This window comes from Stieleria sp. JC731, assembly GCF_020966635.1.
Taxonomy (GTDB): Bacteria; Planctomycetota; Planctomycetia; order Pirellulales; family Pirellulaceae; genus Stieleria.
Map to the genome: position 1 here is coordinate 1,539,802 of NZ_JAJKFQ010000005.1, position 20,433 is coordinate 1,560,234.

Annotated in this window: 14 protein-coding genes, 1 tRNA gene and 1 pseudogene; 7 read left to right on the top strand and 9 right to left on the bottom strand. The window is 53.1% G+C overall.

From position 1 onward, the window contains the following. Positions 1–108: 108 nt before the first annotated feature. The 3 genes from LOC67_RS16500 to LOC67_RS16510 are packed head-to-tail and all read right to left on the bottom strand — an operon-like array spanning position 109 to position 1,607. Positions 109–624: a magnesium-dependent phosphatase-1 gene (locus LOC67_RS16500; RefSeq protein WP_230263709.1), complete on the bottom strand. Its 516-nt coding sequence runs from the start codon at positions 622–624 to the stop codon at positions 109–111. Between the two features lie 46 nt (positions 625–670). After that, positions 671–991, bottom strand: a complete 321-nt coding sequence (locus LOC67_RS16505; protein WP_230263710.1) for a hypothetical protein — start codon at positions 989–991, stop codon at positions 671–673. A 4-nt stretch (positions 992–995) separates the two neighbouring features. Beyond that, positions 996–1,607, bottom strand: coding sequence for a sigma-70 family RNA polymerase sigma factor (locus LOC67_RS16510; protein ID WP_230263711.1), 612 nt, complete (start codon positions 1,605–1,607; stop codon positions 996–998). A 199-nt stretch (positions 1,608–1,806) separates the two neighbouring features. On the opposite strand from LOC67_RS16510, the gene LOC67_RS16515 reads away from it, so the two are divergent. Both LOC67_RS16515 and LOC67_RS16520 read left to right on the top strand, forming a co-directional pair. Next, positions 1,807–6,150, top strand: a complete 4,344-nt coding sequence (locus LOC67_RS16515; RefSeq protein WP_230263712.1) for a spondin domain-containing protein — start codon at positions 1,807–1,809, stop codon at positions 6,148–6,150. A 569-nt stretch (positions 6,151–6,719) separates the two neighbouring features. Then, positions 6,720–8,156 carry a hypothetical protein gene (locus tag LOC67_RS16520; RefSeq protein ID WP_230263713.1) on the top strand — a complete coding sequence of 479 codons (1,437 nt, stop codon included), beginning with the start codon at positions 6,720–6,722 and terminating at the stop codon, positions 8,154–8,156. 268 nt (positions 8,157–8,424) lie between these two features. Here LOC67_RS16520 and LOC67_RS16525 read toward each other — a convergent pair whose 3' ends face one another. The 4 genes and pseudogenes from LOC67_RS16525 to nusB all read right to left on the bottom strand — a co-directional run. Further along, on the bottom strand, positions 8,425–9,804 hold the full coding sequence (locus LOC67_RS16525) for an SGNH/GDSL hydrolase family protein (protein ID WP_230263714.1): 1,380 nt from the start codon (positions 9,802–9,804) through the stop codon (positions 8,425–8,427). 243 nt (positions 9,805–10,047) lie between these two features. After that, positions 10,048–10,917 (bottom strand): TerC family protein, encoded by an 870-nt coding sequence (locus tag LOC67_RS16530; RefSeq protein ID WP_230263715.1) that lies wholly within the window; start codon positions 10,915–10,917, stop codon positions 10,048–10,050. A 185-nt stretch (positions 10,918–11,102) separates the two neighbouring features. Further along, the gene (locus tag LOC67_RS16535; RefSeq protein WP_230263716.1) at positions 11,103–11,864 is read right to left on the bottom strand and encodes a sulfite exporter TauE/SafE family protein; all 762 of its coding nucleotides are present in this window, start codon (positions 11,862–11,864) and stop codon (positions 11,103–11,105) included. 111 nt (positions 11,865–11,975) lie between these two features. Then, positions 11,976–12,398: pseudogene (gene nusB, locus LOC67_RS16540) on the bottom strand (transcription antitermination factor NusB); the annotation flags it as partial. Positions 12,399–12,925: 527 nt separating this feature from the next. Between nusB and LOC67_RS16545 the strand changes: the two are divergent. The 5 genes from LOC67_RS16545 (at position 12,926) to LOC67_RS16565 (ending at position 19,140) form a co-directional block, all read left to right on the top strand. Beyond that, positions 12,926–13,969 (top strand): alpha/beta hydrolase-fold protein, encoded by a 1,044-nt coding sequence (locus LOC67_RS16545; RefSeq protein WP_261366974.1) that lies wholly within the window; start codon positions 12,926–12,928, stop codon positions 13,967–13,969. Positions 13,970–14,265: 296 nt separating this feature from the next. Continuing rightward, positions 14,266–14,338 (top strand) — tRNA-Ala (locus LOC67_RS16550). 961 nt (positions 14,339–15,299) lie between these two features. Further along, entirely contained in the window at positions 15,300–15,833 is a 534-nt protein-coding gene (locus LOC67_RS16555; protein ID WP_230263718.1) for a hypothetical protein, read from the top strand. Between the two features lie 663 nt (positions 15,834–16,496). Beyond that, positions 16,497–17,396: a hypothetical protein gene (locus tag LOC67_RS16560; RefSeq protein WP_230263719.1), complete on the top strand. Its 900-nt coding sequence runs from the start codon at positions 16,497–16,499 to the stop codon at positions 17,394–17,396. A 292-nt stretch (positions 17,397–17,688) separates the two neighbouring features. Beyond that, on the top strand, positions 17,689–19,140 hold the full coding sequence (locus LOC67_RS16565) for an AAA family ATPase (protein ID WP_230263720.1): 1,452 nt from the start codon (positions 17,689–17,691) through the stop codon (positions 19,138–19,140). 61 nt (positions 19,141–19,201) lie between these two features. Here the strand turns inward: LOC67_RS16565 and LOC67_RS16570 are convergent, their stop codons facing one another. After that, positions 19,202–19,498: a hypothetical protein gene (locus LOC67_RS16570; RefSeq protein ID WP_230263721.1), complete on the bottom strand. Its 297-nt coding sequence runs from the start codon at positions 19,496–19,498 to the stop codon at positions 19,202–19,204. Continuing rightward, positions 19,495–20,427, bottom strand: coding sequence for a metallophosphoesterase family protein (locus LOC67_RS16575; protein ID WP_410001139.1), 933 nt, complete (start codon positions 20,425–20,427; stop codon positions 19,495–19,497). Before LOC67_RS16575 ends, LOC67_RS16570 begins: the two co-directional genes overlap by 4 nt. Positions 20,428–20,433 lie beyond the last annotated feature (6 nt).

Sequence of the window (20,433 nt, forward strand, 5' to 3'; positions counted from 1 at the left end):
AGTCACATTCAGCCAATGCGGCAGTTTATCAAACTTCTGATGCGAAGGTACAACGGCGGACAGTGCCGGACCACTTGGCTTCACCAAAGATTCATTCGGCGGATAACTTTATGCGGTTCCGAAGGACGGTACCCACTGGGCAAAAAGAGCCGCGTTGATCCCTGCTGGGACATGGACGGCGGTGACGCCAAGCGACGAGACGTCAAGAATGTTTCGCATTTCGTCATCAAAGAACAGCATGTCGTCGTATCCAATACCGCTGCTGTGCCGCAGTGCGTCGAAATGGCGAAACTTTGAAGACGGATAGATCTCTGCGTAGGCGAATCGATGTTCGATTTCTAACATTCCGATCAGCTCGCGAGCCCATCGTGGTTGTTCGGTTCGCGATGCCAGTGCCATTGGAATCGCGGAAGCATCGCAAAAGTCCAAGATCGCGGCGACGTCTCTGTAAAGTTCAACGCGGCGACCATGTTTATCAACTGGTAGCTGTTCGGAATACCTGAAGGGGGGTGTCAGGCAATCACACCACGTGCCACCACAGTCCCAAAGAGTGAAGTCCAAATCGAAAACGATCAGTTTCGGTAATGGGGGGGAATGGGAGGTTGAATTCTTTGGGGTGGTCATCGAAGCAGGGCAGGGGGCTTGGTTTGCGCAATCGATGGTTCGTCGACTACACCGGAGGATCGCCGGCTGTCGACGCCGAGCGAATCTGGTTTTTGATACGCTCGCGTGCGGCAACGCTTAGCTCTTGATCCTCGCGATTTTCACCATGATGGTCAACGCCGTCGTTATTGTGGTGGCGACTTGCGGAAACGACGACCTTTAGATCCCGATCGAGCTGGCAACAGTTTCCGCAGGACAGCTTGTGGCCTCGCAATGCCGCCCGTTCATGAGGCTGTAGTTCGCGCTCGTAAGAGTCCGACATCAACTGTGAAGCTTGACCACAACGCAGCGTTAAAATCAGTTTCAGTTTTTGAAAAAGTGTTCGCACGTGACTATTGATCGCGATCAGAAAACCAACGCAGATTCAGGCATTCACGCAATGCCAGGCGACACCGATTGAGTCGCATCGAAAGGTTCGTCGCACCGATGCCCAGAAGTTCACGGATTTCTTTGGGAGAATGTTGGTTTATTTCACGCAGGATGAAAACCTCTGCCAATTTGTTTGGCAAGCGATCAACGCAGCCGTGAAAGGTTTCCCAAAACTCGTCGTTTTCAAAAATGGTTTCCGGAGTCTGCTTCGAGGAACGCGCCGATGCGATTTCGTCTTCAGCAATCGTGGCGGGATCTGTGTTCGGGCTTCGTTGCAACTTTCGAAAGTGATCGGCGAGTTTGTGCTTCAGAATCGCGAACAGCCATGTCGACAACGTCGATTCGTTTCGAAAGCTCTTGCCGCTTGCCAGCGCCGCTAGAAAAGTCTCTTGCAGCAGTTCTTCCGCGCTTGCATCGCAACCTGTCTTTCTGAAGGCATAGCGGTACAGTGAGTCACCGAATTGATCGACTGCAAATTCAAGCGTTTCAACGATCGATTCGAGCTCGACCGACGGTGATGAATGTCGGGATACCGACGAGTCTTCTTCGCCAATCGAATGGTTTGCGAGATTCATGGGCCGTCGAAAAAAAGAAAAGAATTGACGGATTGGATGTGAATTAGAGATCCAGACCGCGACCAATGTTTCAAACCAAAACAATTGGTCCAAAGGGATTTGGCGCTGACCGGACAATCGTTCAATAGAGATTGGTCGACCTTGGCCGCCAACAACTCTACTCAAGCTTCCTCCGATTCGATTCGCGGGTGTTTATAAGATGAAACGCAGCCAGTGGAAGAACCGAAGTGCAAAATGGTTCAAACGACAGCCTTTCGCCCCAAGTCTTCTACCGGGTAAGCGGGCCAAAGGGAAACGATCTTGTAAGCATCCACTGACGATCGAAGCGATGGAACGCCGCGAAATGCTAGCCGCGGAAACATTGCGAATCACAATCGAAAACCTTTCTGATGCGGGCGGAATTTCAGAGACGCCCTTTTGGGTTGCCGCACACGATGGTGGTTTTCAGGTCGCGGAAATTGGCCAACCTGCCAGCAACTTCGGTGGTTTGGAAACGATTGCTGAAGAAGGAAACCCCGCAGCTTTGGCCAGCCGATTTGCTGGCGAAACGACAGGAGTTGATACGGTGATTACCGCACCGGACGGGTTCGCTGGGGCTCCGGTATTCGAGCCGAACGAAGTTGCTTCGGGAACGCTGATGGTGTCGGATCCGATGACGCAGCGTTATTTCAGCTATGCATCAATGGTGATTCCATCCAACGATGCTTTCATTGCAAACCTGGATCCCGACTCGATCGAACTGTTTGATTTGGCCGGCAACTTTACTGGGGCTCGATCAATCGTTGTCTATGGCCGTGATATTCTCGACGCGGGTACTGAGGTAAACGATCCTTTGGGCGGGGCCGCGTTTTCGACTGGTGGAGGAAGCGGAGTTGATGAAAATAGCGTCGTGATGACGCATGTGGGGTTGGACGATTTTGTAGGGACCGGACTGCCCACGGGAGACGATCTCGGCAAAGCTTTCAGTGCCAACACGCCCATCGCAAGAATCACGATTGCCCTGGATTCTGATCCCCAAGGGGCCTTCGATCAACACGGGCCCATGGTTGCTTTTGATGCATCGACGTTGGAAGCCCGATCGAGTTTTCATGAAGTGCGGGTTACCTACAGCGATCCATCGGGCGTCGATCTAACGAGTCTCTCAGTCGACGATATCCGAGTCGTCGGGCCGTCGTTGGCCTCTTTGGATGTGGTGTCTGTTGAGGTTGATGCGTTGCCTGGAACCACTCCTCACGAAGTCACCGCAACGTATCGAATCGCCTCGCCGGGATCGAGCTTTGAATCGATTGACAACGGAATCTATAGCGTTGTCTTACAAGCAAACGCGGTCAACGATCCGCTTGGCCACGATGCCGATGCGAGGTTGCTGGGACATTTCGAAGTCGACATACCGATGAGTATCAATATCGCGTTCGAGAACTTGAGCGACACCTTTGGGCTGGCAAATACGCCGATTTGGTTCGCCGCACACGAAGGCAACTTTCGCATCGGGCTTGCCAGCACGAGTGCTTCAGGGTTCGCAGGTCTGGAGACACTCGCGGAGACGGGCGCTGTTTCTGAACTGGACATTCGCTTTACGAGCGAATCGAACGGGGTGTCAAATGTGCTATTGGCGCCCGATGGTTTTCCGGGAGCACCGGTTTTTGAACCAGGGGAGATTTCGACGGCAGCATTGGAGATCAGCAACCCACTTGCGCAGCGGTACTTCAGCTTCGCCAGCATGATCATTCCTTCCAATGATGCATTTGTCGCAAACTTGGATCCAAGGATGATCGAATTGTTTGATGCGTTTGGAAATTTCAAGGGAACCCAAACGATCACAATCTACGGAAACAATATTTGGGATGCCGGAACGGAAGTCAACGATCCCAATAGCGGTGCCGCCTTTAGCACACTTGGAGGTAGCGGGCTCGACGAGCATGGTGTCATTCATCGCCACACAGGATTGGACGAATTTGTCGGAACAGGACTTCCAACGGGTGATGATCTTGGTGCCGCTTTTGACGCATTGACTCCGATCGGTCGATTCACGATTTCCATGGAAGGACAATCGACAATTCCGATTGATTTTGATGGACCTGCCGCAGCACTGCACGTTGAAGATTTACAAACATCTGGTGAAAGCGTTCACGAAGTACAGGTCGTTTACAACGATCCGTCGGGGATCGATGTGGATAGCATCGATATCCACGATTTGGAAATCCTTGGGACTGTTGCGGGCGACTTAGAAGTTGTCGGCGTCACAACGGATGCGATCGAGGGTGATACCAACCACTCCGTCGTCGCAACCTACGAAATCAGGACCACTCACGGCGGTCCGATCTCTGCTCATGACAACGGGCTGTACTTCATCAGCCTTCGTGGCAATCAAGTTAACGACGCGTTTGGCAATGCTTCCCAAACCCAAGCACTCGGTTCCTTCGAAGTCTATCTGCCGGTCGCACTAGAGATCTCGGTGGAGAATCTGCAGCCGAGTGGCGGACTGCTTCAAACGCCGTTTTGGATAGGTGTCCATGATGGTAGTTTTCAAATTGCCGCCGCAGGGCAAGACGCGGCTTCGTTCCCAGGTTTAGAAACGATCGCCGAGGAAGGCGACCCTTCTGAATTGGCAATGCGGTTCGCTTCTGAATCCAATGGTGCGAGTACCGTGGTGACCGCGCCGTCAGGTTTCCCTGGGGCTCCAGTGTTTGAACCCGGTGAATCGGATCATGCGAGCTTGTCGGTGTTTAATACCAACGAAAATCGATTCCTCAGTTTCGCAAGCATGATCATCCCTTCGAACGACGCGTTCGTCGCGAATCTGAATCCTCGGTCGATCGAACTTTTTGACCAGCAAGGCTTTTTTCTGGGACAAAAGACGATCACGATCTACGGCCGCGATATCTGGGATGCCGGAACCGAAGAGAACGATCCGGATTCTGGCGCCGCGTTCACCACAGCTGGTGGTACCGGGATGGAAGAGTCCGGTGTGATCCATCGCCATCGTGGACTAAGTGATTTTATCGGTGCAGAACTGCCAAGCCAGACTGATTTGGATTCCAGTTTTGCTCCGGCGACGCCGATCGCGCGGATCACCATCGGGCTCGCCGGTTCCACCCAGTTGCCGATCGACCTTTCAGGACCAACGGCCGAGGTACACGCAAACGATGTCACCGTCGCTGGAACACAACTTCATCATGTCGAAGTGACTTATCGCGATCCCTCGGGGATCGATCTGTCGTCGATTGATGAAGACGACATTCGTATCCTTGGCCCGCTCAATCAGACGCTCGAAGTTCACGGATTCGAAATCGATCCCGCGGCACAGTCCGGCGATACAACAGTCACTGTCAGCTATGCCGTTGCTCCGGCGTCCGATCCGTTTACAGCCAGAGACAATGGCACGTATTTCGTTACTGCGGTATCGGACGAAGTCGTCGATACCTTGGGCCAGGGAGTGATGGGATATCCCATCGGTGAATTTGATGTGCAAGTCGGTGTGCGGTTGCAGGTCACTGTCGAGTCGCTGACCGCAAGTGATGGACTTTATCTGACACCATTTTGGGTTGGTCTACACGATGGAGGTTTCGAAGTCGCGCGCGGTGGGTTGAACGCGGCAGACTTCCCAGGTCTGGAATCAATCGCCGAAGAAGGCGATCCTGGCGAGCTGGCGGTACGTTTCGCAAACGAAACCGATGGTAGCGGAAGCGTGGTGTTTGCACCGGGAGGATTCGCGGGAGCACCGGTGTTCGATCCCGGTGAAAGTGTCAGCCAAATCGTGGAAGTACATCAATCATTTGCAAACCGTTATTTCAGTTTCGCAAGTATGGTGATTCCGTCGAACGATGCATTTGTCGGGAATCGTAATTCACGGCAGTACGAGTTGTTCGATGCTCAAGGGAATTTTCGCGGTGCAAAGCAAATTACGATCCATGGCCGAGATATTTTGGATGCTGGAACGGAAGCTAACGATCCCAGCGGTGGTGCGGCATTCTCCACTGGCGGTGGCATAGGGCTGGAAACGAACGATCCGATTCAAAGGCATTCCGGGCTCGATGACTTTATCGGAACAGGCCTACCGACCGGAGAGTTGTTAGGTCACGCATTTTCATCAACGACACCGATCGCAAGAATCACCATCTCGTTGTTCGATCCTCAGGCCGATGTCTGTTCCGGCGTTTTGGCTGCGTGCTCCGTGCGAAGCGTATCACTTCAAAACGCGACGCTAACCGCAGATGTCAATCGCGATGGGGCCGTGTCTCCGCTCGACGCATTGCTCGTGATCAACTTCCTCGCCCGTTTCGGAACCACCGAAACAATCGCCGATGAAGCTCAAGCGACGGGGCTGGCGTTGGATGTCGAAGGTGACGAACTGGTCAGCATCATCGATGCATTGGTCGTGATCAACGAAATCGGACGCCGCCTCGCGGTATCCGATGGCGAGGGCGAAAGTATTGAGGCATTCGATATCGCTGTCACGGAGCTTTCTTCGAACGATATCGTTCTCGGTTCTGAGCGTGACGACGTCTTTGTCGAAAGCGATGAGCTATCGATGTTGTTTTAGCAAACCAACAAGAGGACACGTTCCCAAGTCGCATTGTTAGCCTGTTGATTTGCGATTGTCGCCCTTCACTCTTTGAAGGCGAGCGTTCGTTTCCGCTGGTGTTGTGTCGTCCGAGACTACTATCAGGGATACCAAACCTGAACATCAACAGTTTGTTTGGGGATGCTGCGTGGTGTGACCCCACCTTCGTTGACCCGCAGATCCCCATCGAGGTACCCACGTCAAAGTACAGCGAAAACCGTTTCATCGGAACATTCCGCACGGTTTGCGCCATCAGAGAAGTCGCTGATGGGGTTGCCGTTTTCGTTGTCAAATGACTTTGGTGAGGGGCTGCCCTCGGCCGTTACGAAGGTTGTCGCGGCGATCAATCATGGTGCAAGTCATGTGCGATTGATCGTGTTCGATTTTGTTTTTCTGATGATTGATCAACCCGCTAAATGAAGCGGGGCGTCTTCGTAAATGCTGGGCGCATTCAATCACTGCACAAAGGCCAACACGGTTTCTTGTAGCAGACCTTTTCGACTGGCGTCAAAAATTGATGCCTCAACAACTTCGTTTCTGAGGGTGTTTTGAATAATTCAAGCGATGACCGCGGAACTCGTTCCAACAAGCGACCGTTTGCTTTCCCGGGCGAATCGACCAACGAGTCGACGCCTCGCTGCCACTCTGCGATGAAGTTAACGCAACAGGTCGTCCGACAAGCGGCGGCGATCTCTGGGATCGATGGTAATGTCGATTTGACGTTTGAACTGCAGTTGCGAAACATTGGGACCGATACGCTCGAACAAATTAGCCTTTCACAGGATTTCGATGCGTCGATCGGCAATGCGTTCGTCGGCATTGTGTCGCGTCCGACTAAGATCCCAAGTGAAGAATTGCACGTCGTCGAGATGAATCCGCTATACGACGGCACCTTCCATTCGCCATTGATCGTCAATGCCAGTAAAGCCCCGTCAGAGCTTGCTCCGGGGGAAACACTAACGTTGCAGTTGACGATCGAAGTGGATCCGATCGCGTTTGGGAAAATCACTGTTGGTGGAAAGTTTGTCGCCAACGCGGAAGCAAAAGCAGTCGGGCGAATGACTCGCGAAAAATGTTCGGAGCGATGTCTGTGCATGATCGGGCCGGCCGGAAAGTCTGGCAGCTCCGATAGCGACGACACCAATACCGATACATTTTATGAACGTCTCAGTGAAAGCAGCCAACGTCGTTATCCAAATCGGCTATTACCGGAAGGCAATTCGTTCGACAAAGGAACGATATTTAATCGAGCACTAAGACCTACGAAGCCTGCCGAACCCCGACCAGTCTCCGAGGGCAAGTCAACGCATCGCTATAGCCATGATGTGTTCGCGATCGATGAAGAGCTGTTTAGCGCGTTCGAACAGTCGTTGGCAAATTTTCTGGGCAGTGATGATCTGGACCAACATTCATCGCAGTCGAAAGCCGATCCAGACGACCCATACGCGTCCTACGAAGCATCGATTCAAGAGATTGCCGAACGCCTGCAGGACGGTCTCGTGTTTCAGGCGGTGCGACGCCCAATTAGCCTGTCGGGACGAAGAGTGACACGCTTCGAACAATCGGATCGTGCCCCCAATGCCGATCCAGAGTTCGTCGATTCCGAAGAAGTCACGGTTCGACTGCAGGTCGTTGGCACGATGGGTGAGAAGCAGTCGAGCGATACGTTGCGGATGGATCTCGAAGTCGAAATTCATAATTCGAGTCACCACGATTTAGTGGACTTGCGACTGACCAGTGATCCCAAGTCTGTGTTGGAAGCAGCTTTTCTGAAGACAGCCGGGTGGCCGATTGTGGCATATTCGACAGCCACGCAAACACCGCAGGTCAATTTGCAGTTCAATGGTATGCCGCATCCCGAAGGTGATGAGGTGCTGATCGATGGCTGGGGAGGATGGCTGAAGCCTGGTGAGGCGTTTGCGCTTCAGTATGCTATTTCGGTGCAACTGCCCGAGCTGAACAAATTGCGAGGCCGCAAGGCATAGCAGACTGTTGATCATATTGTCTCCTTCCACTCCGTGGGAGGAACGCTCTTCGGCTCTAGTTCCTCAAAGCACGAAGGCGGCTCTTTGGAAGATCAAAGCTGAAGATCAACCAGTCGCAATCACGCAGTCGTCTCAGTCATTTACGTAGACTGATCGATAGAAACTAGAACAATAAAAAAGGTGGCCGAAGCGATTCGGCCACCTTCATGTTCGTTTGAAACGGATCCAAGGGTACGTTTGGGATCAGCCAATCGCACCGGTTTAGCAATCAGTCAACGCGTTTCAACACGTATCGGTGCGCAACCGGCTGAGCGGCTTCATAGATTGCGTGCAGCTCTTCGCTCGCTTGTTTTTCGATCGCGACCAACTCTTCTTCGAACGTTTTCATCCGTTCTTCGCCTGCAGTGATACGTTTTTGATAGTTCTCTTTTGCCGCGTCATCGGTCGCTTCTTCCAAAGCGTGTTTGTCGCGCTGAAGATTTCGGTACGCGACCCAGTGATCACGCAGACGCCGGATGGTTGTCTCGTTCCGCTTCGCGTTCATCTCCATCACTTTGGTCGCTTGAAGGGATTGTGGTGTATTGGGGAAGCGTTGCAATTCAACGTGCGAAGCCAATTGTGTATTGCTGAATTCGCCGATTGCGGTTCCGTCGATGGCCAACGCGTATTTCCCGGGTGCCAATCCGTGAACCTGAAAAGATTCTTTGCTAAATCGGTGATCCAGTCGCAGCATCTGGGCGGCTTTGTTGGTCGCTTCGGGAGTCACCCAAGGAAGCGAGTTAGCCAGGAAAGTAAACTCAATGGAATCGTCATCAGAACTCAGTTCGGTGATTTCGCCTCCGCGGCCACGTCCACGATAGCCTTTGGGCGATGGCGTCAACACAATCGTTGATACGGATCCTTGTTGGCCGAGGTTTTCGAGCCATGCATGAGCCATGATCAATTGTCCCGCAGGTCCGGGGTGAACCGAATCGGAGATGAAGGTGAATGTGATGTCTTCTTTGCGTGCTTCACGTGTTAGCTGGTTCAATGGGCTAAACATATCGATCGATTGCATCCCACGCTGATCCGCTTCGTCACGGAGCCACGTTCCGAAGTATGCCAGCACGGCGTTGTATTGGGCGATCATCGATGGATCTCGTGGTCGCTGTTTCAGACGGTTGCGAGCCGCTTCGGCATCGAACATCGTTGGTGTGATCGGCGACACGGTCGTCTTCGCCGCTTCAAGACGATCCAGCAGCGTCGTCATGTCCTGTTTGTAAGTGTCATAGACTTCTTGGTTGAACGGTTGGTAACGACCATCGTTCATTCCCAGCAAAATGGTCACCAACTCTGGTGATTGTTGTAGGACATCGCGATCAAGTCTTTGCAACGCGTCCCAAGCTCGGTCGCCGCCGATGCCAGCGTTGTGGAAATTCAGTTCGATGTTGGGGTATCGTGTGATGAAGAAGTCTTCGATGTATTGGGTGTACAGCCGCTGGTGAGTGATGCTGTCGCCCAAAAAGACGATCGTATCGCCCGTTGAAAGCTCAGCCTTTCCGACGTTGATTGTCGAATCGGATTGTGCGCGTAGCTGAGAAGCGGCAAGGGTAAACGTCGCGATCGCTGACAATACGAACGCAACAAGAGATCGACGAGTCTGTCTCATGGCGGGGGAATCAGGTGAGAAGGGAAGTTGAGAGAACGCCAATTTCGGCGTTGTGACGGAAGCTTCCCATTATGCCATCGGGCGAGGGCTGACGGCATCTACATCGCCCATCGCCTGATTATTTCGACGCATTTTTCGATCCGGTTGCTGGCCGATCACTGCCGAAATGCCGGATCAGCCGGCGCTGCGGTTTCACACCGAGACTCCCGGATCGCGATTCCTTAGCAGTTATCGGCGGCACGACTATCGCCGCAGACTTCCCGTTTCGCCTTCACCGGAACTTGGCCGGTAGCGTTTCATCCGCATCCTTAGATTTAGAAATTCCACCATCAGTGAAAATGCCATCGCGAAGTACACATAGCCTTTGCTGATCGGTGTCCCCGTGGCTTCACTGACCAACACGACACTGATCAAGATCAAGAACGAAAGTGCCAACATCTTGATCGTCGGATGGTCCTGGACAAAGTTGCTGATCTGATTGGCAAAGGCGATCATCACACCGACACTGATGACGACCGCTGCGACCATGATCGGAATCTGCTTTGCCATGCCCACCGCGGTGATCACGGAATCGAGCGAAAAGATGACGTCCATGAATGCGATTCGGAATAGAACGCCGCCGACAGTCACGGATGCCGCATTGGACTCGCCAATCGGATCGATACCGTCAGACGAACCGCCTTGATCGCCGGGCATGTTGCCGACTTCGGATTCGTCTTCGCCGCCTTCGATTTTATGGTGAATCTCGCGAACCGCTGTCCACATCAGGAACAGACCACCACCGAGCAGGATTAAATCTTTTCCACTGATCTCATTGGCTTCTTCGTGTTCGTGTAGATACTCCGCCAATGATTCGATCGTGACGAAATCTGTCAGTTCAAATAGCGGGCCAACCCACTGCATCAAGTAACCGATGAACAGCAATAGTAGGATTCGCATCCCCATTGCCAGCACCAATCCGAAGCGTCTCGCCGACGACCGTTTATCTTCGGGCAATCGTCCCGTGATGATGGCGATGAAGACAATGTTGTCGATCCCTAAGACGATCTCCATCAACGTCAGTGTGAAAAGCGCGAGCAAAGCATCGCCGGTGAGCAACGATCCAATATCCATCTATGTACTCGATTTGTTTTGCGAAGATGCGATGTGTTTCAAATGGTAAGCGAGCTTATCTTTATCGGCCTGACCAATGCCAAATCGGCCTGACCAACGCCAAATCGGCCCAACCAACGCCAAATCGGCCCAACCAACGCCAAATCGGCCCGACCAACGCCAATCCTGTCCCAGCGTTTGGGCGTCTAGCGACGCAGCCACGGTGACGCCAAGCCGACCAGTCCCAGCAGCAATAGTAGGCCCAAGGTGATGCGTCGAAGGCGTTCTTTTCCCAACCAATTTCCGAATCGAAGTCCCAGCCAAGTGACCAACAGCAGGGCAGGCAGGCTTAGGGTCGCCATCATCGCCGGCGCGTAGACACGTTCGCGGAACTTTAGCAACAGGATTGCAAGTGCGGGGCCAAGGCTGACCAAGTACATCGAAAAAAGGAAACCACGGATTTGACGCGTTGACCAGTCATGGGCTTGGACCCAAAACACCATCGCGGGACCACCCATGCCAATCAGTCCTTGCAAGAATCCTGACACCGGAAACGCGATCCAGCCCCAGAATGCGGCGATCGATGGTTTCGGGGTAGGGCGGTAGAGCATGATCGCGATGGTAGCGGCCAGCACCGCGCCGCCGACAAGCTGGCGAATTCGGTCGACCGACAATGTTTGCTCAATTACGACCAAGGCCGCGATCCCGATCGGATAGAAAGCGATTCGCGCGATTCCCGGCCAAAGAAGTTTGCGCGGTTGAATCGAGTCGCGTAGCGAATAGACACCCATCACGTTTTGTGGCACCGTTGCAACCAACAGGGCAACGCTCGCCTCGGGGATGCTATAACCCAACCAAAGCAAGATTGGGACGATCAGTAGTCCCGCGGCGAACCCTGCGGCGGACTGAACGAAAATCCCAATCGAAAGGACTGTCGCGATTCCGATCAGACTCGCCGGATCAAGCATCGGTTTCGATGAAGGGTAGGGCAGTGGACTCGATCAATTGCCTGAGTCCGGATTCGATTCTTCAGCCGAATCGGGAGCCGGTGCCGAATCGGTAACCGGTGCGGCATCGGAGCTGGCGGTCACCTTTGGTGCTTCGAACTCTTTCAACAGCCGATCGAGGATTCCATTTACAAAACGGGGGCTGTTCTTGTCACCGTAGCGTTTGATCAAGACCACCGCTTCGTTGACCGCCACTTTGCCTGGCGTTTCCGAGAACATGATTTCGTAAGCCGCCATCCGCATCACGTTTCGGTCGGTGATCGCCATCCGTGAAAGCGTCCAGCCTTTGGCGAGCCTGGCAAGATGTTTGTCGACGGCTTCACGATGTTTCAGCGTGCCCAAATAGATCGATTCGCCAAACGCCGTTAATGCCGTTCGTCCTTGCATCCGGGAACGAATAAATTCGCGAGCATCCTGTGGACTGCGCGGCTCGTTGACGTCGGCTTCGTAAAGCAACTGAAGAACAATTTCACGGGCACGACGACGACTGGACATTCAAACTGCATTTTGAGGGAAAGGAAGCGAACCGGCGTTCGAGGAATCGCACCACGATTGCCGCTGGTTGTCATCGAAACTGCCTTGCCGATTCGGGTGGGGCGACGGCACCTGCGCTGTCACCACAGGCGATTTGTTCATAGCGAGCCCGATCGGCTGGCGTCATTTGACAACCAAAGTCGGATTGTAGACTGACGAGCCTTCCGCGCCGACGAGGGCTTGCCAAGGAAGTTCGCTGCTGTCTGGCAACGACATTCACGCACCCCGCAAGCGAGTCGCCTGTCCGCACCCACGTTCGCACAACGCGGGATCCATCCAAAACCTCGCTGCGATCCTGTCCGCCAATCCGGCGGCATATGCCATACTCGGGAGCCATTTTTTCAGTCCCAGAGCTGCTAGAATGTTTGGCGATCTCTCGGCATCCATTGTCGTAGGATTGACTTCCCCCCAGTTTCTCCTTCCCCTTTAAAAGTCCTCAAGTGAACCTACGAAAACCCACCGTGAATCAATTCCTCTCGACGAAGCGAATGAAGGCCTGCCTCGCGCTGCTTGTCGCTCTAAGCAGCTCCGTTCCTTTGGCTGAGGTGACAGCCGAGGAGACTTATGTTGAAAATCCAACGAAGGAAGGCAACGGAAACCATGTGGTCGGTCCCGACTACAAGATCCAGCCGGAATTGACTGACCAAGGGAACCCGAAAGGCAAGTCGTTCGAATTCACGATGCCGCTCGCTGAAAGCAACATTTTTCGCGGTGACGACGAAACACTCAGCCGACGCAAACCGGTTCGGAAAGAGCGAAAGATCTTTGTCTACGTTCCGGCTGCCTACCAAGACGGAACCGAGGCACCGATCTTGGTCAGTTTCGACGGGCCAAGCCGATTGAACCTCGTTCGCAACGCACTGGACAACTTGACCATTTCGGATGATCCGCAGCGCCGTTTGCCGGCCTTCATCGCGATCGCCGTTGAAAATGGAGGAAACGATGGCAAAGGTAGCCAGCGAGGCTTGGAATATGACACGATGAGTGATCGACATGCTCGCTTTATCAACGACGAAGTTTTACCAGCGGTATTGAATCACCCTGAGATTCGCGCTGCCTATCCGAACATCGCGTTCACCAAGAATCCTTGGGGCAAAGCGGTGATGGGATGTAGCTCTGGCGGCGCGGCCGCGCTGACGATCGGCTGGTTTCGTCCTGACTTGTTCCGCCGTCTTATCACGTATTCGGGCACGTTTGTCGATCAGCAGGATGACGACGCACCCGAAGAGGCAAAGTATCCGCTGGGAGCATGGGAATATCACTCGGGTATGAAGCTGATCGAAAACAGCGAGAAGAAGCCGCTGCGGATCTTCACCCACGTAGCCGAAAACGATTTGCGAGCCAACGATCCGGAGGACACTTACCACAATTGGGTGATGGCCAACAATCGCACCGCGGACGCACTCAAAGCCAAAGGATACGACTATCGCTATGTCTTTAGCCGCGATTCACGGCACTGCGACGGTCGCGTTTTCGAAGCGACACTAGCGGACACATTGGTGTGGATGTGGCGAGGCTATCACGCTGAATAGTTGGGAAGCGTCCCAACGTCCGATAATCATTCGCCGGGATCGAAATCAATTCGGTCGCGGCGACTTGGATTTTGCAACGAACCAAGGACCTGAAAAAATGTCTAGGAAGGACATCGTGGAAGCCTTGGCAACGCGTGATTAGTTTTGCTAGGATACCGCCACGCGAGTTGGCGAGCATTCGAGTCGGCGTTGATTGAATTTTCAATGTGGACTTGCCAGCCAAGTTGCGAACCAGTAACTTCCGCGTCTTCGCTGGGCAGCAGCTCAGCCAGCAAGTGGAAGCTTGCAAAATCCCCGGGGGATTAGCTCAGTTGGGAGAGCGATTGCATGGCATGCAATAGGTCATCGGTTCAAGTCCGTTATCCTCCACTATAAAGAAGGCCCGCAAGACCAAGCGTCTCGCGGGCTTTTTTTTCGCTATCAGCCGCAACGCGCCAGCGTGCGGTTCCTACCGGGCGTTGCAATCTGGAAATCGTGCTCGTGTTTAGCCTGACGTCGCAGAATCGCAAAGGGAAATAGCATCTGGACGTCCTGGCATCCCCGCGTCGTTGCGTTGGATCAATGTTGAGACATGAGAAGACCGATTGGGCGCCCGTATTTCAAAACGACAAATCGGATGATCAAAGATAGAGATGTCTGTGATTACTGTGCGTTTTGTTCCAGAGGGCGAGAACCGCAGGCTGGCGCCAAGCGGCTGATGAATCCGATTGAAAACCGCTGATGCGATGGGCGTCACCCAAATACAGTTGACGATCAGCCGCAACGCGCCAGGGTACAGTTGGCCATCCCACGTGCACGTCCTCATCAGCCGCAACGCGCCAGCGTGCGGTTCCTGCCTGGCGTTGCAATCTGGAAATCGTGCTCGTGTTCAGCGTGACGTCGCAGAGTCTCAAAGGGAAATAGCATTTGGACGTCCTGGTGTCGTTGAATTCATCAACGTTGAGACATGGGAAGACCGATTGGGCGCCCGTATTTCAAAACGACAAATCGGATGATCAAAGGTAGATATGTCAGCGATTTCTGTGCGTTTTGATCCAGAGGGAAAGAACCGCAGGCTGGCGCCAAGCGGCTGATGAATCCGATTGAAAACCGCTGATGCGATAGGCTTCACCCAAATACAGTTGACGATCAGCCGCAACGCGCCAGCGTGCGGTTCCCTCTCATACGCACATCCTCATCAGCCGCAACGCGTTAGCGTACGGTTCCTGCCGGGTGTCACAATCTGGAAATCGTGCTGGCATTTTACTTCGTCGTGGCATCGCGTTGGATCAACATTGTTATCCTATTCAACGCCACTGGACCCATATGACCTCCGAGAACCTTAACGAGTATGGCCGACAACCAAGACACCGAGACCTATAGCGAGCAATACATCTACATGTTCATGGACGCTGCTGGTCGTGGGTTGCCGGTGGACGCCAGCAGTGTCGTGCTGACCGAAATGCAGTTGCGCCACAACGCATTTGAAGTTGAGATGACTGAAGCCGCACAAGATTTGCTCGGCGAAAAGCCTCCGATCGGTGATCCTGCACTCGTGGTCGAGATAGAGGAACTTGTTAAACGCATTCAAGCAGGTGAGGTGATCAAGTGTAAGACAACGTTTCCCGCTGCCGCCCTTGGAGTTCTGTGGGCATGGCATATCGTGACAGGTTTTCAATGGCAATGGCGAGCGGTCAAAAAGGATTGGTGGGAGACGTTAGCGATTGCTGATCCCGACAACAAATATGTGATTTTGCCCGTTCAATTCATGCGCGGAGTCGCCAGCAGTCAAGAAGTTGAGAGATGGCCCCATGAGATCATTGACGCGATAAATCAAGGACGTCTTCCAGATTCAGAGGCGGGAGGCCTATTGCGAATCGCATGAGTGATCCGATGTCAGGCGTTTTAAATCAATCGTTTAACAAAAAAACTACCCGAGTTGCCGATCGGGCGTTTCTGAAATTGAAGTCTATTGGCGGCAACTGGGTGATTTGGGTCGATCAACGTTGAGACATGAGAAGACCGATTGAGTGCCCGTATGTAAAAACGACAAATCGGATGATCAGTGGTAGCGATTTCTGTGCGTTTGGGTCCAGAGGGCGAGAACCGCAGGCTGGCGCCAAGCGGCTGATGAATCCGATTGAAAACCGCTGATGCGATGGGCGTTACCTAAATACAGTTGACGATCAGCCGCAACGCGCCAGCGTACGGTTGGCCATCGTACGTGCACAGCCTCATCAGCCGCAACGCGCCAGCGTGCGGTTCTCACTCATGAGCACAGTCGCAACGCGCCAGCGTGCGGTTGGCCAACGCACGTGCACAGCCTCATCAGCCGCAACGCGCCAGCATGCGGTTTCAACTTCCAGTGAAGACGCACGTACGCTGCTGCCCTGCCAAGATTGCTTTTCGACTTTTCTTTTGCAGTTTGACATCTGCACCACTATCATTTCAGACGCAATGTCTTTAATTGCGAAGATGATGCGAGATGGCTGAGTGATTGATCAGCTCGACTTGCGTATCAAAGTGCGTTCACTTCAAGGAAATCGCGATGAGATTTTTGGTTTTGTTGATCGGAGTGTTGGCGGTTTTACCAGCTGCGGCACAGAACGCGAAGGAAGACTACGAAACGCTGAAAAAGTTTTATCGGAACCAGGCAAAGCAACTTGATTTTTATCTCGACCGGGAAGGGAAAGAAAAGCTGAAGCTTCAACCCCCGGTGATGACCTGGACAGGCCTGGATTATCAAGGCTACCGCGACACCCAAGCACCAAACTCTGGTGATGTTTTCGTTTGGACTTATAAAGGACGTGCGATAGTTGCGGGCGGGGTTTTGTCTTTGCCACTTGATTCGGGACATGAGGTGTATCAGGAGTTTCAAGCACTTGTCGAAACACCGCCTCAGCCGATCTACAGTCCATGTAAATGGGGACCGACATGGGCGCCAACAGGAGTTGAGCTACGCCTCTTGGAAGTGGCGGTTAAACCATCGGCAGGTTCGGACCCTGCTGCACTTCGTCAACGAGACATTCAAATGCGTGGGCTGGCCAAGCAGTTCACTGCCGAAACAAAGTCCGCTACGTCCGGTGAGATTCAACAGCTGAAACTGTTACCCAAAGCGGTCTTCCGCCTCAACTCCACCGAATTGCAGCAAGCGGACTCCAGCGTGGTCGACGGCTGCTTGTTTATCTTTACGAATCAGCTAGGTACGGATCCAGAACTAACGCTGTTATTGGAATGCCACCAGACGGACGATGGATTACGGTGGATGTACGCACCGGGTTCTCTCGCGTTTCAAGAGTTGTGGCTCAAGCACAAAGGCAAAGAAGTTTGGCACCTTCCAAACTTCTTAGAGCTTCCTGGCGAACGGAACTTTGTGTCCACGCTTCTCTACCGCAATATTGGAATTGACGAAATGAAGCAGATTGCTGATCAGGAACTAAAACCATAGCCAGCATCTGTAATCCGATTGAGACTGCTATTGCCCGCAAAGTTGTGTTCGCGGCATGACTGGCGGTGCAGTCGACCTGCGATTGTATACCTCGTTTAAAAGATAGTGACTCAGGCGGCCTGATGAAGAACGCCCTCCGCGAAGACTCGGCTGTCGCTCGCGCGATCACCCACGGCGTCGTCGATCGGGTTTCGGAAACCCAGCAATGATCCGAACCCTATTGTGGACTTGGTTGTCATTGCCTGAAATAAAATAGGGTCGACTCAAATCACTCGCTGCATTGGGCGGATTGATGGACTATCTCGTTTGGTTTTTGGCGGGCGGAGTGCTTGCCTTCATAGGCCTAAAGTTTCAACGTTTTGGAATCTCGTTCTCGGGTGAAGCTGCTGATTCGGTGGCCGATTTGCTGAAGGCGCACTTCAAACCGCTTCCGGTGAAGGAGATCACAATCACCGAGCGACAATTTCCGTTTCGTGTCCGGGCGGATTTGCAAAAGGCGATCGATGAATTGTTCGGGACCGATTCCAAGATCGTGCATTTTTTCGGGGTGCGACGCGAATATTCGCACGAAGGCCTGTCGCTGTCGGAATGTCTTGTCGAGTCGACTCACAATCCTGCCGTTTCGGTACCGCCCGAACATGAAGAATTGGATGTGGGTGACGAGCAGCTCGTTCGGGTTCTGAAGAACGGGCTATGGATGCTGGAGAAAGACGGCATGCCGTACGCCGTTTTACTGTCGCTATATGGACAATATGGCTGTACGACAGGATTTCAGTTTCAAATTGGAACGGCCAACTCAGCACAGGGGACACAGCTTGCTCAGGAATTTTTTAAGCGACTTGAGGATTCGATACTTCGTGCCGATTCCTACCGCGGAAAAATTCTGTCACTTGAAAAAGATGACCATTCTTACACAGGTGAATCAAGCGGTATCACGGTTCATAAGTTGCGACAAGTGGAACGGGATCAGGTGATCTTACCAGAATCCACTATTGCTCTACTTGAACGAAACGTGATTGGCTTTGTTCGCCAACGTGAACGGCTTGCTCAGTTCAATCAGTCGACAAAGAAGGGACTTTTGTTTTATGGACCACCCGGAACCGGCAAGACGCACACGATTCACTACCTATCGCGTGCACTCGAAGGACATACGACGCTTCTGATTTCAGCGGAACAGGTCGGTCTGTTAGGCGACTACATGACGCTCGCAAGACTGCTTCAGCCAAGCATCGTTGTGATGGAAGATGTCGACCTGATCGCGCGGAATCGAACTGAAATGAATAGCGTTTGCGAAGAGGTCATGTTGAACCGGCTTCTTAATGAAATGGACGGCCTCAAGGAAGACGCGGATATCTTGTTCGTCTTGACAACGAACCGGCCGGAGGCCCTCGAGGCCGCACTCGCATCCCGTCCCGGGCGAATTGACCAAGCGATTGAGTTCCCGCTGCCAGACCAGCAGGGACGTTCGAAACTAGTGAAACTATATTCCCAAGGAGTTTCGGTTGACGATGTGTGTGTCAACGAAATCGTACGGCGGACCGATGGTGTGAGCGCCGCTTTCATGAAAGAGCTGATGCGAAGAATCGTGCAGTGCAATATTGAACGCGATGGTGATGGCTCGATCAGCAAAGCCGACATCGATGGGGCGCTTGACGAAATGCTGTTTAAGGGCGGTTCTTTGAATCTGAAGTTGCTGGGGGCTTCTGCAAAGTTGGGAGAGACCGAGCAGACTGCGAGTCGTTAGGGGGGCAAATGAAAACTGTGTGGAACTGAACAAATCGCTGCTTCGAACCCGCGCGTCGTTGCTAATCATCCGAGCCGACTTGACCGCCGTAGTCGGTGAAGATGGTTTTTACTTGTGTGGCTAGGATGGCAATCAGCGTTTGATCGTCGGAGGAGAGCTGTGCCTCTGGTTTGAGCTGCCCGTTTCTGGATGCCAGCACGATTGCCGCCAAAACGTGCTCAACATCGACCGGCAAATCGGTTGACTCTTCAAGCTTGATTGCCAAGTCAAACAAGATATCTGAAAGGGACGGTGCGACAGTCGCCTGCCCCGAAGATGTAACCGTGATGCCGAGCACAATTTGTTGATCTCGGTTCATTGGGCCCAGCGGTAGTTGTTTTGTTTGCGAAACCCGGTGATCTCGATCGTCCCATCCGCGGACAGATTCATCACGGAATAGCCGTTGTTGTTCGCACCGGAGCCTTCAACCATTGCGACCAACGTGCAGTAATGGATTCCATTGATGTCTTTGAGGTCATTCTTGTGACTGTGACCTTGAAAGACGGCCAGAACGTTGCCGGACTGTTCGAGCACCTTTCGGACTTCGGCGGCATTTTTGACTCCGTGTTGATTGTTGACATCAAGTCGCTGGTGAGCGAACACGACGGTTTTTTTCGTGGTGTTGGACAAGTCAGCTTTGAGCCAGTCGAGTTCGGCTGCGGGGATGTTCGGATCCGTCCAGACGAAATTTTTCCGGCCGTAGGGCTGTCCATCGCTGCGGAAGCAAGAGTCGAGAACGACGAAGTGATAGTCGCCAGAATCGAAAGAATAGTACGACTGAGCTTGGCCCACGCCACCAAGAAACTCTTCTTTCGTCAGCGTGTGAACACAATGGTTGCCGAGCACATAGTGCCGTTGGTCGCAGATCGCCGAGAAGCTTTGATTGATTCGGCTAAGATATCCTAGCTCGGTTTCCACACTATCAGCCGCATCGATGAGGTCACCGAGTTCGACAATGAACGAGAGCTTCTGTTTGGCGAAGTGTTCTGCGGCTTCGGACAGCTTGTCGAGTGTCTCACGATAATGGCGACTACCAGCTGGCGGCTTGTCGGCATAGTGCAGGTCCGTAACGAGCCCGACTTGCAAAGCGGGTTCATTCGCTTCGCTAGCGAGTAGTGATGGCGTGATGCAGGTCGAAGCGGTGAGCACCAACGAGCCATTCATTAGAAATGCTCTGCGTCCTTGGGATGTTCGACGCGTTGAAATGGCTTCGTGCCCAGCTGTTGCGAAGTCGTCTTTGGTAGTCATTCTGGA